Annotated in this window: 11 protein-coding genes; 3 read left to right on the forward strand and 8 right to left on the reverse strand. The window is 74.4% G+C overall.

Going from position 1 to position 18916, the window contains the following annotated elements; translation table 11 throughout:
* Positions 1-38: 38 nt before the first annotated feature.
* From PV734_RS31120 to PV734_RS31150, 7 genes are all read right to left on the reverse strand, one after another.
* Complete coding sequence (locus tag PV734_RS31120; RefSeq protein ID WP_319092394.1) at positions 39-1928, reverse strand: SWIM zinc finger family protein; 1890 nt, start codon at positions 1926-1928, stop codon at positions 39-41.
* Complete coding sequence (locus tag PV734_RS31125) at positions 1925-5827, reverse strand: vWA domain-containing protein (RefSeq protein WP_319293004.1); 3903 nt, start codon at positions 5825-5827, stop codon at positions 1925-1927. Before PV734_RS31125 ends, PV734_RS31120 begins: the two co-directional genes overlap by 4 nt.
* On the reverse strand, positions 5824-6984 hold the full coding sequence (locus PV734_RS31130; protein ID WP_319293006.1) for an AAA family ATPase: 1161 nt from the start codon (positions 6982-6984) through the stop codon (positions 5824-5826). Before PV734_RS31130 ends, PV734_RS31125 begins: the two co-directional genes overlap by 4 nt.
* 102 nt (positions 6985-7086) lie before the next feature.
* Positions 7087-11970 (reverse strand): DNA-binding protein, encoded by a 4884-nt coding sequence (locus PV734_RS31135; RefSeq protein ID WP_319293008.1) that lies wholly within the window; start codon positions 11968-11970, stop codon positions 7087-7089.
* Positions 11967-12833, reverse strand: coding sequence for a DUF4132 domain-containing protein (locus PV734_RS31140; RefSeq protein ID WP_319293213.1), 867 nt, complete (start codon positions 12831-12833; stop codon positions 11967-11969). The genes PV734_RS31135 and PV734_RS31140 overlap by 4 nt, the downstream gene beginning before the upstream one ends.
* A 349-nt stretch (positions 12834-13182) precedes the next feature.
* Positions 13183-13968, reverse strand: a complete 786-nt coding sequence (locus PV734_RS31145; RefSeq protein ID WP_319293010.1) for a tetratricopeptide repeat protein — start codon at positions 13966-13968, stop codon at positions 13183-13185.
* 62 nt (positions 13969-14030) lie between these two features.
* Positions 14031-14642, reverse strand: coding sequence for a hypothetical protein (locus PV734_RS31150; protein WP_319092389.1), 612 nt, complete (start codon positions 14640-14642; stop codon positions 14031-14033).
* Between the two features lie 573 nt (positions 14643-15215).
* Here PV734_RS31150 and PV734_RS31155 point away from each other — a divergent pair.
* Both PV734_RS31155 and PV734_RS31160 read left to right on the forward strand, forming a co-directional pair.
* Complete coding sequence (locus PV734_RS31155) at positions 15216-15878, forward strand: RNA polymerase sigma factor (protein ID WP_319092388.1); 663 nt, start codon at positions 15216-15218, stop codon at positions 15876-15878.
* Complete coding sequence (locus PV734_RS31160; RefSeq protein WP_319293012.1) at positions 15878-17047, forward strand: hypothetical protein; 1170 nt, start codon at positions 15878-15880, stop codon at positions 17045-17047. The genes PV734_RS31155 and PV734_RS31160 overlap by 1 nt, the downstream gene beginning before the upstream one ends.
* Before the next feature lie 202 nt (positions 17048-17249).
* Here PV734_RS31160 and PV734_RS31165 read toward each other — a convergent pair whose 3' ends face one another.
* The gene (locus tag PV734_RS31165) at positions 17250-18092 is read right to left on the reverse strand and encodes a L,D-transpeptidase family protein (RefSeq protein WP_319092386.1); all 843 of its coding nucleotides are present in this window, start codon (positions 18090-18092) and stop codon (positions 17250-17252) included.
* Positions 18093-18333: 241 nt separating this feature from the next.
* Here PV734_RS31165 and PV734_RS31170 point away from each other — a divergent pair, with 241 nt between their 5' ends.
* Positions 18334-18909, forward strand: coding sequence for a Uma2 family endonuclease (locus tag PV734_RS31170; protein WP_319293014.1), 576 nt, complete (start codon positions 18334-18336; stop codon positions 18907-18909).
* The last annotated feature ends 7 nt before the right edge of the window (positions 18910-18916 follow it).

Genomic DNA, 18916 nt, shown 5'->3' on the forward strand with positions numbered 1-18916 from the left:
AGTCGCCCGTATCGGCCCTGGAGCGGCGGCATGCGGCTTCATCGTGGCCTGAGCCAGGTGGCCCGTACCAGGGCCCGCTCGGTGCCGGTGAGGTAGACGGCTGTGGCGAGCCATGCTCTGGCGTAGGCGTCCGGATCGGGCTCGCAGATCCGGCCGAAGACGTCGCGGGTGCGACGGTCGGCCTCCTCGGCGAGCGCGGCGGACAGCTCGGCGGCGGCCGGGAACCCCGTACGACGCAGCGCCGCTCCGTCACCGCGGACCTCACCGTTGCGGGCGGGTTCGGCGACCGCTCGACGACCTCCGGTGACGGCCAGCTCGACCATGCGGCGCACCCGCCACAGCGGCGCGTCGGCCAGCGGGTCGGCCGGCGGGTCGGGCGGGGTGTGGGCGAGACCCTCGGCGGGAGCGCCGGCGTCGGGCGGCGGGAAGTGCGAGCCCTGGAGGCGGTCGTAGCCCAGGTCCGCGTGGCCGAGCCACTCAGCGGGCAGCCGCAGGGTCCGCTCGGCGCCGGGCAGCGGGCCGACCGCGAGCGGACGCAGGGTGGCGGCCCGGTCGGGGTCCAGGCGGCCGACGACCCGGATCCGGAGCCCGGGACGGGACGCGAGCTGCCGGAGGTTGGCGGTGTGGGCGAGATCGGGATGGCCGTCGGCGGGTACCAGGCGGATCAACAGGGCTTCCGTGTCGGGTGCTTCGGGCTTTTCGGGGGAGCGCAGTTCGCGGGCGAGCAGCTGGTCGCCCGCGGCGCCGACGCCGACGAGGACCAGGTCGCAGCCGACCAGCTCGCCGGCAGACCGGGCGGCCCGCTCCGGGTCGGCGCCGGGATCGGTGGAGAGCCGCTCGGTGACGGCCTCTCGCAGTGGCCGGCCGAAGAGGGCGGCGAGTGGTCCGGACGACCAGGACAGGCCGGCCACCGGGGTGGCCCGGACCCCCTTTCCGGCACCGAGGCGGCCGTCCGGTGAGACCGTCGCTCCGGTGACCAGGAGGCCGCCACGGGCGAGTTGGCCGTGGTCCAGGACAGCCCCGCCGAGGGCGACGGTGGCGGTGGCGGCACCGCGGGCGCGGGCCGGGCCGCCGGGCCTGACGTCGGCGACGGAGAGTCGGCGGCCGTCGTCGGAGACGAGGTGGGTGACGACACCGCCGTAACCGGTCGCACTGATCACCGGCTCCCGGCAGACGCCGTGGACCCGCAGGCTGCCGCCCGGCTCGTAACCGCGGCGGGCGGTGCCGATCAGCGACGGGTCGGACTCGGCCGCCGCCAGCAGGCCGGCGGTGAGCAGGAGGTCACGCAGATCGGCGACCAGGTCGGCCAGGCGGTGACTGTCGTGGCGGGCCCGGGCACCGCGCAGCCCGCGTACGACGCGCAGCGCGGCGGCCTCGGCTCGGTGCAGTCCGGCCAGACGGGCGGTGTGGGCGGCCCGGAGCAGCTCCGCCTGAGGCACCGCGCCCGCGCCGGGGACCCCGGTGGCGAGCACGGCCGAGGCCGCCGCCCACAGACCGGTGGCGGCACTCACCTGTGCGGCGGTCGGCGGCATGGCTTCGGCGGCCGGCGCTGTCGCGGCGGCAGGCGTGTCCTCGGGTGCGGTGTCGTCGGGCACCGTGTCCGTGCGTTCGGGGTCTTCGGGTGCGGTGTCCTGGTCGTCGGCGACGGGGCAGGCGCTGAGGACGGCCGCCCGGTGCAGACAGCGAGGAGCGAGCAGACAGCTGCACACGGCCTGGCCGGCATCGGTGACAGCACCGGAGGGTCCTGGGGTGAGGGTGACTTCGGTGTCCTCGCCGCAGCTGACGCGCAGGGCCGCGCCGTCGGCGGTGACGGGGGTCGTGGCGTAGAGCTCGATCGCCGCGTCCAGTTTCCCGCGCAGCCGGGAGGTGAGGGCTTCGACGGCGGCGGCGACCACGTCGGGTGCCGCCGGGGGCAGTACGGCGCTCATCGGGGTTCTCCGCGAAGTCGGTCGCCCACCCAGCGGGCGAGGGCGAGGGGGCTGAGGGCGGCGACCGGCATGCCTGCGGCGACGAGCTGCTGGGCGACGGGGACCGAGTAGCGCGGGATCCCGGTGTCGTCCAGGGCGGCACAGCCCATCAGGTGCACTCCGGAGCCGGCGAGGGCCCGGACCTCGCCGAGCAGCCCGCCCAGCGGGTAGCCCTCCTCGAAGTCGCTGACCACCACGACGAGCGTGCGGCTGGGCACCGTGACCAGGGAGCGGGCGTGGGCGAGCCCGGCCGCGATGTGGGTGCCGCCGCCGACGCATACCTCCAGCAGCAGGGATAGCGGATCGTCCACCCGGTCCGTCAGGTCGATCACGCTCGTCGAGAAGGCGAGGAAGTGGGTGGAAAGGGTGGGTACACCGCCCAGCACCGCGGCGGTGAGCGCCGACCAGATGACGGAAGCCTCCATCGAGCCCGACACGTCGACCACGAGGATCAGCCGCCAGTCCGCCTCCCGGCGCGACCGGGTGCTGAACACCGGCCGCTCCGGGACCACGACGGTACGGCCGTCGTCGAGGCGACGGGTGTGCGCGAGGTTGGCCCGCAGGGTGCGGGGCAGATCGAGCCGGCCGCCGGGCCGCCGGGTCGGACGAGGTGTCGCCAGCCCGGTCAGCGCGGGACGTGTGCGCGTGGCGAGTTCCTTGGCCAGCTCGTCGATCAGACGGCGCACCAGCGGGCGCAGCCGGGCCAGTTGCTGCTCGGGCATGCCTCCGGCGAGCGAGAGTACGGAGGTCAGCAGCTCGACGGAGGGGCGTACGGCGGCGGGGTCGAGCTCGGCCAGGACATCCGTGCGGCCACTGTCGACGGCGCGGGCCAGGACCTCCTCGCGGACCTCCGTACCGAACAGGGCATCGAGCTCCGCGGCCCACTCGCGGGCGCTGGGGAAGGCGGCCTCCCGGCCGCCGCCGGGACTCCCGCCGGAACCTGGTCCGATGCCGTCGGCGCCCTCGCCGCGCCCGGCTCCGTAGAGCTCGTCGAGTGCGTGGGCGTAACGACGGGCTCCTGCGGGGAGCCGTTCCGTCTCCCGGCCGAGGAGCAGCCGCCAGCGGTCGGCGGGGGTGAGGCGGGATGCCGCACCGGGTGCGGATCCGGGCACCGGCCCGGTGGCGTACGGCGGCCTGCTCCCCGGAGCCGCCGGTGTCGGGGCCACCGCCCGGGGCGCGTTCCCGGCGGTGTCCGGGTGTGCGGAGCCGGTTGCGGTGGGCCGTGCGTCCGCCGGTGCGGGCAGCCGCAGGGCTTTCAGCGCGGCGAACCCGGCGGCGTCCGCCGCCGTCCACAGGGCGAGGAGTTCGGGCGGGGCGGTCAGGGCCAGGTCGGGGCGGTCGCCGAGGCGTTCGGTGACGGTGCTCAGCAGCCGGTCACGTCCGGCCGGGGCGAGGGTGTCGAAGCCGCCGCGAAGGGCGGGCAGCCGGTCCAGGAAGTTCTGGTCGGTGAGGTGGTCGATCCGGTCGAGCAGTGGGTCGAGGGCGGCCGGTGCCGACTGGAGCAGGGGAGCGGCGGCGGTGAGCAGGCCGGTGAGCAGACGGGCCAGGCGGTGGCGGCCGTCGGGGCCGGTGGCGGTGTCGATCCAGCCGGCGGCGCGGGCTCCGAGGGCGTCCGTACCGTCGAGGTCCAGCAGGACCCTGGCCGCCAGGGCGGCGCCCTGGACGAGCGGGGAGCCGGTGCGGGCGAGGGCGCCCAGGGCGTCGTCCAGCCGCAGGCCGAGGCGGTGTTCACCGGCCCGGGCCGACAGGGCGATCAGAGCGGCGGCGTCGTCCGGCCGGTCGCTGCCCGCCAGGCCGGGCAGTGCGCGTATCGCCGCTTCGAGCAGGGTCGCGGCCAGTTCGGCGGCCTGTCGGCGGCCTTCGGGTCCGGCGCCCGGCAGATGGCCCCTGCGCAGTGCCTCCAACAGGTCCAGGGCTTCGAGGAGTTCGGGGAGGGAGGCGGCTGACGGCAGGACGGCGGCCGTATCGGCGAGTCGGTCGGCTACCAGGGCGGGCAGGTCGCACCGGGCGGCGGCACGCAGGGCGCCGAGGATCTGGGCGCAGGTGGCTCCGCCGTCGGCGGCGTCGCGGCGGAAGGTCTCGCGCAGGGTCCCGGCCGCGGCCAGCGCGGCGGTGACCCCCCGCACCCCGGCCAGGTCGAGCCGGGCGGGCACGGCCGGGGTCCAGGAGAGCCGCCAGCGGGTGGTGAGGGCGGTCCCGTCGCCCGTGCCGGTCACCTCGACGGGCTCGCCGTAGCCGACGCCGCACACCGCGAGGCGCTGCAGCAGGATCTCGCGGCGGCTGTCGCGTTCGGAGCGGAGCGGGTCGAGCCGGACCTCACGCGCCTCGGGCTTCTCCGGGCCGGGCAGGCGCAGCGCGGCGAGCTCCGCCTCCACGGAGGGGCCGAGCCCGGAGCGCGGTGTGCCGGGGGCGACCCGGCCGCGGTCCGTACCGACCAGGACCACTTCCAGAGCCCGGGCGAGGGCGCGGCCCCGTCCGAGCGGTTCGCCCTGGCCGAGCACGGTCGTCACCGCTTCCAGCAACTCGCCCCGGCCGGGGGCGGGCAGGCCGCGCAGCCGGGCCAGGTCGCAGGCCAGCCGCAGGGTCTCGACTCCCTCGCCGGTGCCCGCGGTGTGCCCGGCCGCACGCAGCTCGCGGCAGAGATCGGTGATGGCACCGGCGGCGGCGTCGCGGACCCGGCCGGGGTCACCGGCAGCGGTGAGGACGGCCTGCTGCCAGCGGGGGTCGCGGATGCCCGCCGGGTATCCGGAGCGGGAGTCCAGCAGGTCGAAGGAGTACGGGACGAGGGAGGTGACGGCGGCTCGTGAGCCGCCGTCAGGACTGGCCGCGCCGGCCGAGGGCACCACAGCGACGCGCTCCGTCGGACGGCCGACCCGGTCGCCCGCAGGGCCGAGGGCGTCCGGCGCGGTCGGGGCAGACGCGGAGGACATCCGCGCGCCGGGCCCACCCGGGCCGGAACCGTCGTCGCCGTGCCCGTCCGGAACGGGCCTGTGGGTGTCCTGCTTGCCGGTGCCGGTGCCGGTGCCGGTGCCGGTCGGGCCGGAACCGTTGTTGCCGTGCCCGTCGGTGCTCCGGCCGCTGGTCCCGCCCCCGCCGGTGCTCCGGTCGCGGCTGCCGTGGGTGTCAGTGTTGTTCGGTTCCCCGGCCAGCGCCGGGGCGTGGAAGGCGCCGATCACCGCCGCGACGCGGTGTCCGCCGGCGGCGGCCTCACCGATGACGCGGCGCATGTACGCCTCCCGGGCCAGGTCCGTGGGCGGTACGCCGTCACCGGTCTCGGCGTCGCGGCGCAGCGCCCAGCCGACTCCGAGGGCGGCCCGGCGGACGGCCTCGGGGGTGCAGCCGGGGGCGAGGACCTCGACGGCGCGGTCCCAGAGGTCGTCGCCGTCGCGGCCGGTTCCGGCGGCGGTGAGCGCCTCGGCGAACCCGGTCCGCGCGCCTGGTGCCGTAGCAGCGGGCTGCCCGCTAGCCGTCCAGCCCGGGTCGGCCAGCGGAAGGTCGCAGCAATGCACCTCTGCCCCGCGTTCCCTGGCCCAGCGGATGGCGGCCAGCTCCGGTGAGAAGTCGGCGAAGGGGTAGAAGCCGAGCTGTCCGTCCTCCCTGGCCCCGGCGAGGGCGACGGGTGCGACGGTGCCGGGGTCGGCCAGGTGCGTGAGCCAGGGCTGGAAGTCGGCGGGCAGTTCGACGCAGACGACCTCCGCCCCGCAGGCGTCGAGCAGGGCGGGTACGGCGGCGGCGAGCGCGGGGCTGTGGTGGCGTACGCCGAGCAGGTACGGCCGTACCGAATCGGCCAGGACCGCCACCGCGGCCCGGGGGCCGGGGTCCCGCGGCAGGGCGGCCGGAGCCGCCTGATCGACCGTCACCGCAGGTTCCCGCGCAGGTCCCACAGGCGCCGCCACATCGCGGAGCCGTCCTCGGCGCGGCGTCGTACGGGGCCGTCCCAGTAGCCGAGCAGCCGGGCGTGGTCGGCCGGGTCGTCCTTGCGTACGACGCCGAGGAGGTGGCCGGGCACCAGGTCGAGGACGTCCCCGCCGGGGAGGTAGGCGGCGGCCACCCCGAGGGAGGCGGCGACCTGGACGGCCTCGGCGGTGGACATCACCGTGCCGGGCCGTTCCACGTCCCAGCCCTCGCCGCAGCGGCCGGTGCGCAGGTCGCGGAAGACGGTGACCAGCACCTCCAGCACCGCCTCGTCCACGCCGAAGGCCGCGCCCGCGCGCCGCACGGCGGCGGTGGCCTGGCCGCGTACGAGGGCGGTCTCGGCGTCGGCGTCGGCGATGGGCTCGATCGTCTCGAAGTTGAAGCGGCGCTTGAGGGCGGCGGACATCTCCGAGACGCCCCGGTCCCGGAGGTTGGCGGTGGCGATGACGGTGAAGCCGGGGGCGGCCGGCACCTGTGCGTCGTCCGTGCCCGCCAGTTCGGGGACGCTGACGCGCCGGTCGGACAGGATCGACACCAGGGCGTCCTGTACCTCGGGCAGGCAGCGGGTGATCTCCTCGACCCGGGCGACCCGGCCGGTGCGCATGGCGGTGAGCACGGGTGAGCTGACCAACGCCTGGGGGGTGGGGCCCTGGGCGAGCAGCAGGGCGTAGTTCCAGCCGTACCGGAAGGCGTCCTCGGTGGTGCCGGCGGTGCCCTGCACGGTGAGGGCGCTGGTGCCCGAGACGGCGGCGGCCAGCAGCTCGGAGAGCATCGACTTGGCGGTGCCGGGCTCGCCGACCAGCAGCAGGCCGCGTTCACCGGCGAGGGTGACCACACACCGTTCCACCAGGGCGCGTTCACCGACGAACTTGGGGGCGATCAGCAGCCGGTCGGGCAGCGTCCCGTGCGGCTCGGCCAGTTTCAGGGTCTCGCCACCGCTGCCGCAGACGAACGTGACGGCGGCCCGCGGGGTCAGCGCCCAGCCGGGCGGGCGGGGTCCGTCGTCGTGGGCGGCGAGGAAGGCGAGTTCGGTGGCGTGGCGCTCCTCGGCGGGCAGCTGCTGCCGGGCCGGGAGGGCGGTCGCCTGTTCCATCAGGGTCATGAAGTTCCTTGCGTCCTACGGGGCTTGCGTGACGTGAAGGGGAGGTCCTGCCGCGGGGTGGTGGGGGTGCGGAACCGCACCCCCACCACCCCGCGTACGGGCTCAGCGGCGCCGGGCCCGCCTGACCTTGAGCTGTTCGAAGCGCGGGCCGTCGCCGTCCCGGACCCGCTGCCAGGCCCGGCGGTAGAGCTCGGCGGCGGGTTCGGTGGGCACGAGCACTCCGAGCGGAGCGCTCTGGCCGACCGCGAGGTCGAGCAGGGGCAGCTTCCACTGCTCCAGCGGGACGTGCGGAGAGCCCAGGGCCACCCATCCTCCCGGCAGGAAGAGCGAGCGTCCCGCCCGGGTGCGGCTGGCCTCGACCACCAGATCGGTGGCGGCCAGTTCGGCACGGGCCGCCTTCAGCCGGGCGGCCCCGCCCCGACGCCGCTGCCACCCCGTCCAGCGGGCCGTGTTGCGGTCGGTGGGGTCGGGCATGGCCAGCAGCGCCAGATACAGCACGGCGGCGTCCTCGCTGACGCCGTACTCCTTGGCCGCCTCGGTGACCAGTTCCGGCACCGATCGCGAGGCGTCCTGCGGCCACCAGGTGCCGTCCTCGTCCCGCTCGCCCGCGACCGGGTCGCCGGGGTCGGCGAGCAGCGCCACGAAGCGCGGATCGCGGGCGGTGCGCAGCGCCCCCTCGGCCACGGAGACCTCCGGGGAGTCGGCGCGCAGGACGGCCAGGTAGGGGTCGCCTCCGTCCGCGTCCAGCAGCGCCGTCCGGACGGCCGGGCTGGGCTGGTCGTCGGCGGTGGCCATGAGGACGGCGCCGTAGCGCTCGAAGCCCTCGCCGGTCTCGGTGGGGGCGCCGGCCACCTTGCGGAAGTCGGGCAGGCTGACGTAGTGGCCGAGGTCGAGCAGCAGCTCGGGGTTGGCCAGCCGGTCCCGTACGGCGGTCAGGGCTCCGGGCAACGCGGCGCGCAACGGGTCACCGGCGGGGAGCCGGTGGGCGAGCCAGGCGGCCATCGCGACGGCGCCGGTCAGGGTCCGCGTGGTGAAGCCGGTGGCCTTCTCGTCGACGGGGGCCGCGCGGTCGCCACGGACCGTCCAGGCCAGGTCCTGGCTCAACTGCGGCTCGGCCGCCGGGTCGAGCAGGGCGGGCAGCGAACGGCTCGGCTCCCAGTACGTCTTCACCGCGCGCACCGCGTCCGCGAGCAGTGCCTCGGGCACCGCGACCCGCCGCCCGACCAGTCGGTTCCACACCTCCGCGGCGGCGGCCACGTCCGGGCCGTCCGTCCACAGCCGGGCGGGATCGGCCGGCATCAGCGCCGCGACGACGGCCTGCCGGGTGGCCGCCTCCATCCCGCGCAGCTCGTCCTTGGCCAGGGCGGCGTCGGCCGCCTTCACCCCGAGAAGGGTCCGCACCTCGGCCGACAGGAAGTTCCTCTCGTACACGTCGATCTGCGGCAGTCCCGCGACGACCAGCCGGGCAGTGGTCGATGTGACCCCGGTCAGAGCGGCGAACTCCTCGGCAGCCTCCGGGAACCAGGGCGCCGGGCCGCGTCCGGCCAGTTCGGTGCGGAAGGCGGCGAGCCAGCCGGCGTCCCGGGCCGCGCCGACCGGGGACGAGGACCGCACGGTGTAGGGCGCGGGGACCTCGAAGCGGCCGGCCGGGTCGTGGAAGAGCGCCGTGAACTCCCAGCCCGCGCTGTCCTCGTCCCCCTCGACGAAGAGCAGGAACGCGCCGTCGTCCAGTCGGAGCAGACCCTGCCCGTCGGCCCCTTCGCGTTCGGTGCCGTCGGCCTGGGTCAACAGACCGCGGTCGAGGTGCAGTTGGCACAGACGCCAGTCCGTGGGTGCCATGACCGACAGGCCCGGCGTGTCCAGCTCGCGGAGCAGTTCGCCCAGCGCGTCCCGGTGTTCTTCGCCGGTGGTCGCGGACGCGGCCCGGAACGCGGCTGTCGTGGCGAGGTCGGGCAGCGCCCGCCACATCAGCGCCCATCCCGGCAGGGCCGGCCCGTCGTGGTGCAGGCTTCCCTTCGGTGCGGCGGGAGCCGCGGGATTCCGCAACGCCGCGCCGATGAACCGCACTTGGCTCATGACGTAGTGGTTCTCGTCGGAGCCGTACCAGCTGTGGATGCTGCTGAAGCCGTTCAGCGCGGCGCTGAGCAGCCGGTCGACGGGCCCGGCGGGAGCGTCCTGCGACCGCCCGCCCGAGAGCGTCTCCGCCAGCTTGGCCGCCACCCGGTCCAGCACGGCCTGCTGCTGGGCGGCGAACCGCGCCACCCCGGCGATACCTGCGGCCAGCGCCTCATGGCCGACCTCGGGCAGCAGCGTACGGACCAGGGCGGCCAGCTCCGCCTTCTTCTCGTTGCCCTTGTGCTTGTCCTGGTCCGCCGTCGCGGCCTTCAGCAGCGCTGCCGCCGTGTCGCGGTCGATCCGGCGCAGGGCGGCCGAGCCCCGCGGGTCCCGGGGCTGGAGGAGGTGCCAGTAACGCTGGGGCGGCAGGATCACCGTCCCTTCCGCGAACGTCCCCGGGGCCTGGTCGGTCCTGGCGGTCGAGGTGACGACGCCGTCCGCGTCGACGAGGTTGACGCTGTAGAAGCCCCGCCTGTCCACCGCCCGGGGCACATCGTCCCCGGGGAAGAGCACGGCGTGGGTCGGCCGTTCGCCACCGGCCGCCACGGTGACGCCCGTTCCGGCCGGATCCTCGACGCGCAGCGAGCCGTCGGGCAGCTCCAGTGAGCGCCAGCCGAGCAGCCGGCCGTCGGGGGCGGGCAGCAGCCAGCCCGCCCTGAAGGTGCCGCCCGCGTCGGCGAAGAACCCGGGCAGGCTCCTGCGGCCGACCTCCCCGGTGGCCGGGTCGTGTTCGTGCCACCCGGAGGCCCGGTCATCGTCCGTGTCGCGGACCCACACCCAGTACGAGGTCCCGTCGCTGATCACCGGCCGTTCGTCCGGCACGGCGGTGTCGCCCCGGTGCAGCACTCCGGCGCCGGTGGTACGCCCGCCGCCGGGCAGCGGCAGGGTGCTGTTGCCACCGCCGCTGTACCAGTTCATGCGCTGTCCACGGGTACGGTTCTCGCCGTCCGCCATCGGCTGCGGGCGGTCGGCGGCCGTGTGCCAGTAGCCACGCAACCGCTGGTCCGTCGCACGGGAGTTCCAGTAGACGAGCAGCTCACCGTCCACGTAGTGGTAGCCGGGGTCGCCGTAGTTGTCCCGGGCCGGGATGCGCAGGTCATGGGTGAGGACGGTGCCCTCGGCGCCGATCACGCGGGCCTGCGCGGGGCCCGCGACGATCAGGTGCGGCCAGGCGTCGGCGATGACGAGGTCGTCGACGTCCTTGGCGGGTACGAGGGCGGCGGCGGCCTCCTCCCAGGCGGGCCAGTGCAACTCGTCGAAGAGCCCGGCGCGCAGGGTACGGGCGAGAACCGGGGCGAGATCGGTCGCGGCGGCGGCGCGCACCTCGTCCTCGGCCAGGGCGAGCGCCTCGCCGGGAATCCGGGCCAGCCGGTGCATGGCGTCCGGGAGGCCGGGCAGCCCGGTTGCGGCGAAGCTCCGGGCGACCTCGCGCATCCACTCGGCGAGCATCGGGCGCCCGCCGGGGGACGCGGCCAGCAGCCGGACGGCCCGGCGGCCGTCCTGGTCGTCGCCGAAGCGATCCGCGCCCTGCCGGAAGGCGGCCCGGAAGCGGGCGTCGGCCTCCAGCGCGACCAGATCACGCTGCCCCTCGCCCTCCGCCCACTGCTCCAGGCGGAGCTGGTGGTTCTCGGGCGGGTCGGCCACCGGCACCCGGGCCGCCAGCAGCAGGTCCAGCAGATCCACGTCGTACTCGACCTGAACGGCCGTCCCCGGACCGGCCAGTTCGGCGCGCAGCCCGTCCACCATGCGCTCGACGAGCGGGTACAGCGCCGGAAGGCGGGGCTGACGCCATCCGTGGCCCCGGAAGTCCAGGAACCGCCGGAGCCAGTCGGCCGCGCCGCCCTCGGGCCGCTCGGACGCCTCCGCCGAGCAGAGCCCGGCGGTGGCGCCGGACTCCTCCAGCACCTCCAGCCACAGCGCCGGCAACTCGTTGTCTCCGCCGACCGGCATCACGTCCAGCAGCGTCCGCCGTACCTCCGGCTCGTCCCTGGCCAGTGCCACCAGGGCGGTGCGGTGGGCCTTCCACCAGCCCAGGGCCGCACGGAGGGTGGCCGGCAAGGTGAGCAACTCGGCCAGATACGACCGTTCCTCCGCGTCGGCGTCCGCGCCGGCCGCCCTGGCCAGCCTGCGCAGTTCGACGGCCGTCTGCGCCGACGGCGGCAGTCCGCCCGCCGTACGCCGCACGCACAGCCGCCGGAACCTGCGCAGCGCCTCGTCCGCCGGCACCCGCGCCGCCAGTTCCTTCGCGTACCCCGTCAGGACCTTCACCGGCAGCGCCCCGGCCAGCGCGAACTCCAGGAACACCGCGTCCAGCCGGTCCTCGTCGACCGGCAGACCGTGTTCGGCCTCCGCCTTGCGCGCCCGGGTGAACATCTGCGCCGCGTACGTGGCGTTCTCCACGCCCAGGAACACCCGGCCCGCCTGCTCGTAGAACGTCGGCAGGAAGTGCGGCACAGCGGCGGCCAGTTGGCCTGCCAGCTCCAGATGGGCGTCCAGCGCGGCCTTCGGCTTGGACTTCACCTGCCGGCCAGCCCGCTCCAGGTCCGGTACGACACCCAGCGCATGGTGCCCGTCCTCCGGGTGGTGCACCAGCACCCACTCGGGGAAGCCGAGGGACTGGCGCAGCCCGAGCCCGACCTCGACCGGTTCCGCGTCGGTCTCCAGACCGAGGAAGCCCGCGGCAAGGTCCTCCGCCGCGCCCAGCTCACCGGCGACCAGCCGGACGACCACCCGGCCGTCCAGCCCCGGATGCCGGTACGTACGTGCCGTGAGCGGCACCGCGCGCTCGCCGGCCCCCTCGGTGTCCGGGGGCAGCACCGCACCGGCCTTCAGCAGATCCTCGTAACTCTCCTGCGTGGTGACCGCGTTCACGCGCTCTTCCCCTCCTCCACCACACGGCCGGCGTACAGCGCCGCGGCCATCCGCATCCCCTCCGACCACGCCACCGGGCCGACCTCCGACAGCCCGATGGAGCGCCCGTCCCCGTCACTCCAGCTCAGAGCGCCGGTCTCGGTGTCCCCGTCCCAGTACGGCTCACCGATCCACACCGCCGCCTCGACGGACCGCGCGCCGTCACGCACCCGGCCGGTCGCGTAACCCCCCGACACCCGGTAACCCAGGGCCGTGGCCCGCGCGGCGAGCCCGAACCGCGAGTCGTACTTGCCGCCCGCGAACTCCCGTATCTCGGTGGCCTTCTCCGGCAGATCGGCCGGCTTGCGCCAGGTGGCCCGGTGGATCTGCTCGACGCGCTGGGCGATCCCCAGCTCCGCCGCGAACTCCCGCAGGTCGTCGAGGTCCGGCAGCAGCACCGGATGCGGCAGGGTCACCGACCGCGGCGACAACCGGACCGTCTCACCGTCCAGGTTCACCAGCCGCAGTTCACCGGACTCGGTGGCGTCCCGCAGAAAACCCACCTCGTCCGGGTCATCGCCCACGACGGCCAGATCGCGCAGCGCGGACTGCCACGCCTCGTCCGGCCACACCCGGGCCAGCAAGCCGGTGGGCACCGGCAGCGACGACACCATCCAGGCGTCCACCTGCGCCACACACGCGGTGGCATGCCGGTCCAGCCACTCCGCGAACCGGCGCAGCCGGTCCACCTCCGGATGGTCGCGCAACCCCTTCGGGAGCGTCTTCAACTGCCGCCCCGCAGACCTGCCCGACGTGGCCCTCGCGGCCACCCGGCCCTCCACCAGGGCGACTTCGTACCCGTCACCCGCCGACAGCCAACCCACAGGATCCATCCGCCTTTCCGCGTCGCGAGACATGTGAAACCAGCACAGCCCGGCCGGGGAATCCCGGCCTCAGTGCGACGATGCGCGGAACGCTATGGGAAGCCACTGACAATCGGTCCCGGTCGCCCCGCGCGAACGGCGGAGGGCCACCGGAAAGCCGGCACACGACAGGCACGCGGCGACTGATCCTCCGGCGTGCGACGAGTCAAGCCGCTGGATCCCCGGCGCGCATCAGGAGAACTACGTAGTCGGACTACGTACTACCGGTGGGTCACACGCCGTGGCACGCGGAGTCGGGCGGGCCGCTCCGACGCCGCCCCTTCGGGAGATCCTTCGGGAGATCGAAGCCCTATGCGCCGCTGCCCGCCCCCGTGTTCTGCCACTGGGTGAGAAGTCGCCTGGTGGAGGCTGCCGTCGGATGGGCGGGGCCGAGGGTCCGTTCCATGTCGGCGACGAGGGTGGTCATGTCGTCGACGGCCGTACCGCTGTCGGGGCCGCCGCGGCTGTGGCGCAGGATGGTGAGACGACTGCGGGCTATCAGGACGAGGTTGTGGTCGGCGCCCAGATGCTCGGTGCCGGTGGCGACGACATCCTCGTACGCCGCTTCGGCCTCGTCGGTGCGGCCGTCCTCGTTGAGCCACTCGGCGAGGAAGTGGCGGGCCGCCAGGGTGTCGGGGTGGCCGGGCCCCAGGACCGGTGTGATGTCGGCGACCAGTTCCCGTATCGCGGCGAGGCGGTCGGGCAGGTCACCCGTCTCGCCCCGCACCTGCAGGCTGAGCAGACGGGCCGACAGGGTGTCTGGGTGGCTCGCTCCCAGAACGCGGGTCAGATCCGGCAGGACCGACTTCAGCCGCTCGGCCGCGAGTTCGAGCCTGCCCTGCTCCATCCACGCCGCCGCTGCCGACAGGACGCGGGCGCGCAGCACGACCGGGTCGTCGCCGCCGAGGCGCAACTGCGCCAGGGCCAGCGGGAAGGGGACCTCGCGATGCGCCAGCCGCACGAGCACCGTCAGCGCGCAGAGGGCCACGAGCAGGTGAACCCAGAGCGTCCCGCCGACAGGAACGAACAGGGCGCCCACAGCGGCAAGGACCGTTCCCGCCAGGGGCCAGCGCCATGACTTCGAAATCCGCCGCATTCGAACCTCATCTCGTTTCCATCGGCCGACCGGGGGAGCCGGCCTGCCACCCGGTCCGCCGGTCAGGAACGCAGCTTGGGCAGCAGCGCCCGGACGGTCTCCGCCATGGCCGGCCAGGCCGCGGTGACCTGCTGATCCGTCAGAACGGTCAGGCTCTGCACCTGGACGTCGCACTCCAGGTTGCTGTCCCGGACCACCAGCCGGAGGTCGCTACGGAACACCGCGGCCTCCTCGACGCTCTCGTAGCGGAAGGCCCCGCCGCCAAGACCCGGTACCCGCACCACCGGGCCCTCGGCCCCCTTCGACGCCGAGGACAGCCCGTGCTCGTACTGTCCGATCGCGGTGGCCACGTCCTTCCACGCGGTGCAGTAGACGGTGGAACGGCCATCCGCCTTCGCCCCGGCCGTCCTGAAGCCCTGCAGGCAGGCCGCGCCGCTGCCCTCCGCCGGTTCGGAGCCGGTCTCCTGCCCCTTCGTCGGACCGTCCGCCGGTGCGACGGCGGCGGTCAGCGGGCCGAAGTCGATATTCGGGCAGAGATCGTCCGGCGCACGGTAGTCGCCCGGCCCGTTCGCCGGTTCGGCGGCCGCCGTCGGCGTACCTCCGTCATCGGCGGACGCCTTCCCGTCCCCGCCGCCGCACCCGGCCAGTGAGCCGAGGCCGAGGACGAGCACCATGCCCGAACCCCATGTCGCCGCACGAGTGCGTCTACCTGTCTGGGACAACCCCACGTCTTCCCCCTGAGCGGCGACCTGCCTGCGGCCAATGGCGTCACCACAGTCGCAAAGGGCAGTCCCGAATCCATCGGTGAAAGTACGTATTCCTCTACGTACGTACGGTGAGGAGCCGTGAAGGGGTCCGTGAACGCGAGGCACCACTCACCGGGCCGCGCTGGTCACGGAACCGGGCGAAGGCCCGGGCCGGAGCCCTTGGACCACGGAGACGGCCGGAGCCGCCACCCCCCACAGGAGAGGCCCCGGCCGTCGCGCGGCACGGGCCGCGCGGCGGCCCGTATCTCCTACAGCGCCGCGCGTGCGGTTTCTGTCACACCGTCACTCCGTCACGAGTTAGTTGCACGTTGTACGGACATGGACGAGGAGCGCTTTCACGCCGTAACGTGCCTTTCGCTACAGGCTGTGGTCGTCGGGCACCCACGTCCACCGAGGCCTGGAACCGCAGCCATTCAGGAGAACCACGACGGCGAGAACCACCCCGCGAGAGCGGTGTGGGTTCAGGCGCGAAGAGGTGTGGTGCAGGGGGACGACGCGGAGCTGACCACCGCGGTGCTTTCGGCACAGACCGGGGACGAGACCGCCTTCCGGACTGTGTACCGCGCGGTGCACCCACGGCTGCTCGGATACGTGCGGACGCTGGTCGGCGACCCCGACGCCGAGGACGTGGCGTCCGAGGCCTGGCTGCAGATCGCCCGTGACCTGGACCGCTTCAGCGGGGACGCGGACCGGTTCCGGGGCTGGGCCGCGCGGATAGCCCGTAACCGTGCCCTCGACCACATACGGATGCGCGGACGCCGCCCCGCCATAGGTGGCGACGAGACCGAGCTGTCCGGCCGGGCCGCCGACTCCGACACGGCCGGCGAGGCCATGGAGTCGCTGGCCACCGACAGCACCCTGTCCCTCATCGCCCAGCTGCCGCAGGACCAGGCCGAGGCCGTCGTCCTGCGGGTGGTCGTCGGCCTCGACGCCAAGACCGCCGCCGAGACCCTCGGCAAGCGCCCCGGAGCCGTACGCACGGCGGCGCACCGCGGTCTGCGGCGGCTCGCGGAGTTGCTGGGGGCGGACCCGGACGCGACCGCCGCGCTCGACGCGCTGCCGCCCCCACGGGAACCGCACGGACGTGCGGTGACGTCGGCCGGTGTGACGCATACGCGTTCGCGGACGCAGAAGGACATGTGATGGCCGACGACGACCAGTACAGGTGGCTGGACCGCGCTGCGGCGGAACGCCTGCTGAGCGGGGAGCCACTGGACGCTTCACTGACGTCCGCGGGCCCCGAGGCCCGCGACCAGGCGGAGCTGCTCGCCAAGACCCTGGGCGCGCTCTCCGTGGACCCCCCGCTGAGTGGTGCCGAACTCCCCGGCGAGGCCGCCGCCCTGGCCGCGTTCCGCAAGGCGCGCCCGGCCCCGGACCTCACCGCCGTCGCACCCGCGACCGTCACGCCGCCCGCGTCGGACATGGGCTCGGACATGGGCCTCGTACGGGTGGGAGGGTCCGGGCGTTCCGGCGCCTCGACGCGAAGGGGCGTCCGCGCGGCCCGCTGGGGCCGCCCGCTGCGTCTGGGGATCAGTGCCGCGCTGGCCGCCGGCATGGCCGGCTCGGTCGCGATGGCCGCAGGCGTCGGCGTCCTGCCGAACCCGTTCCGCGGCGACGGGCCCGGCCGCCCGACCGCCACCGTCTCGGCCGCGGAGTCGCGCGACCCCATGCGGGCCTCGCCCTCGCCGGACGGCAGCCGGGGCAGGAGCTTCCCGTTGCCCAGACCCGACGGCACGCCCGGAGGCTCCTTCGGCAAGGGCTCCCCGGCGCCCGGGGAGAGCAGGAAGGGCCCGGCCGACGGGGGCCAGGGGTCCCGCTCCGACATGAGCCTGCCCGGCGGCTGGCGGGGCGGACTCGCCACGTCCTGCCGCGACCTGCGCAGCGGCAAGAAGCTGGAGGCGGAGCGCAGACGGGCCCTGGAGAAGGCGGCCAAGGGCGCCAAGAAGGTGTCGCGCTACTGCGAGGACGCGCTGAAGGACGATCCGGCCGTCCACCCGAACGCCGACACGGGTACCGGGGCGGGCAGGGGAGACACCGACGCCGGGGGCGACCAGAACGGCGCCGGTGACAACGGCGGCCAGGGGAACGGCGGCAACGGCAACGCCGGCGGTGGTGGAAACGGCCACGGCAACGGTCACGGAAACGGCAACGGAAACGGCAGCGGAAACGGCGGCAGCCACGGCGGGCGGGCCGCGACGAGACCGACGCCCACACCGACGTCCTTCGCGCTCGGATCGCCCAGACCCCAGGACGCCCCGGCCCCGGCCGCCGCCCCCTCGTACGGCGTCCTGCCGCGGCCGACGGCCACCTGACCACCCCCGGCCCCGTCTGCTCCCGGGGCCAGGTGTGACGTTTTCGGCGCCGTCGGCGCAGTAGACAGTGAGCCGACTGGTCATCGGTTCCTCGCACAGAGCCGGGGGTTCCCCCCGTATCTTCGGCTCGTGCACCTGGCGCGGGCGGGACACGTTCCCCCGGTCCCGTCCGCGCCCCGAACATCCCCTCGCCGCCGCCGGCTCACCAGTAGATGACGACCTTGTCGCCGGTGCTCACCTCGGCGAAGATCGCGGCGATGGCCGTCTCGTCCCGGACGTTGACGCAGCCGTGCGAGGCGCCGCCGTAACCGCGGGCCGCGAAGTCGGCGGAGTAGTGGACGGCCTGGCCGCCGCTGAAGAACATCGCGTAGGGCATCGGGGAGTCGTAGAGCGTCGACACGTGGTGCCGCGACTTCCAGTAGACGCTGAAGACGCCTTCCCGGGTCGGCGTGTACTGGCTGCCGAACCGCACGGCCACCGTCGAGACGGTCCGGCCGTCGATCATCCAGCGCAGCGTCCGGCTCGTCTTGCTGATGCACAGCACCCGGCCCCTGAGGCAGCGCGGGTCGGGATAGGCGGCCGGCTGCCCGCCGGTCAGATACAGCTCCCACTGGCCGGGCTCGTGTGTCATGCGCAACAGCCGCTGCCAGGTGACGGTGTCGGTCTTCCCGGTGCGCGGCAGCCCGCGCTTGCCCTGGAAACCCCTGACGGCGTTCTCCGTCAGATCGTCGTACGACCCGGTCGGCCCGTCGTAGAGCCAGGCGACCTGGTGCAGTCGCGCCTGCAGCTCACGCACGTCCCGCCCGGTGTCCCCGCGCGACCAGAGAACGGGGGCGGGCGGGGAGGGAGCGGGGTCCGCCTTCTTGGGCGTGGGTGCGGGCGTGGGTATGGGCGCCGGTGTGGCCGCGGCGCCGGGTTTGTCGTCGGGCGGGTGCGAGACCTGGATGTGCACGGGCTGCCGCGGGTCGCCGTCCGGGTCGGTGGTCTGCACAGTGCAGCCGCCCACGGCGAGAGCCGTGAGAACGGCGAACATCACCTTTCGCATGCCCGTAGTACGCAAGCCGGACCCCCCGAAGCTCATCACCTGACCCCCAAGCAAGTTACGCCGAGACACACACCATGACGTGTGAATCGGCGTCGGGACTACCCGTCGAACCGCTGTGCAGTCCCGCCGCGCCCTCCGATGCCCACTGAGCTGGGCATTTCATCCGAATGGGTGATCGGAAGGGGAAAGTGCACGCCCCCGGTTACTCTCGTGAAGTGTGAGCCCTGAAAAGGAGGATGCCGTGGCCGTACTGCAACACGAGCTGACGTTGGGCGAAGCCGCCGACCAGCTCTCCCGTGCACTGCCTGGGCACCGCGTGGAGATTCTCCAGGGGAGGCTCACTGTGACACCACCGCCGGACGGCTCGCACGCGCTGTCTTTGACGAAGCTGGGGAGGGCTTTCGATCTGGCAGGCATCGTCGCTGCCGGGCATGAATATGTTCAGGGTGTGGGCCTCTGGCTGCCCGCGCTGCCCGAGGACTTCGCGATCCCTGACTTCTCCGTCGTCGACGAGGACTTCCGCGAGGCCCACGTCACGAAGAACTACTACGCCCCGAACGTCTTCCGTCTCGTGGTCGAAGTGACCTCCTCCAACTGGTCCGACGACCTCTATGTCAAGGTCGAGTGCTACGCCCAGGCAGGCATCCCCGCCTACCTCGTCGCTGACCGCAAGCACGGCGAGGTGCTCCTCTACGCAGACCCGGTCGACGGCAAGTATCCCGACCCGCAGCGCTTCAAGCGGGGCCAGAGCGTGCCGGTTCCCGAGTCGGTCGGCGTTCGCGTCGAACTCTCCGTGGACACCCTCCTCGACGGCTGACCTTGGG

This window comes from Streptomyces sp. AK08-02, from assembly GCF_033795085.1.
Lineage (GTDB): Bacteria > Actinomycetota > Actinomycetes > Streptomycetales > Streptomycetaceae > Streptomyces > Streptomyces echiniscabiei.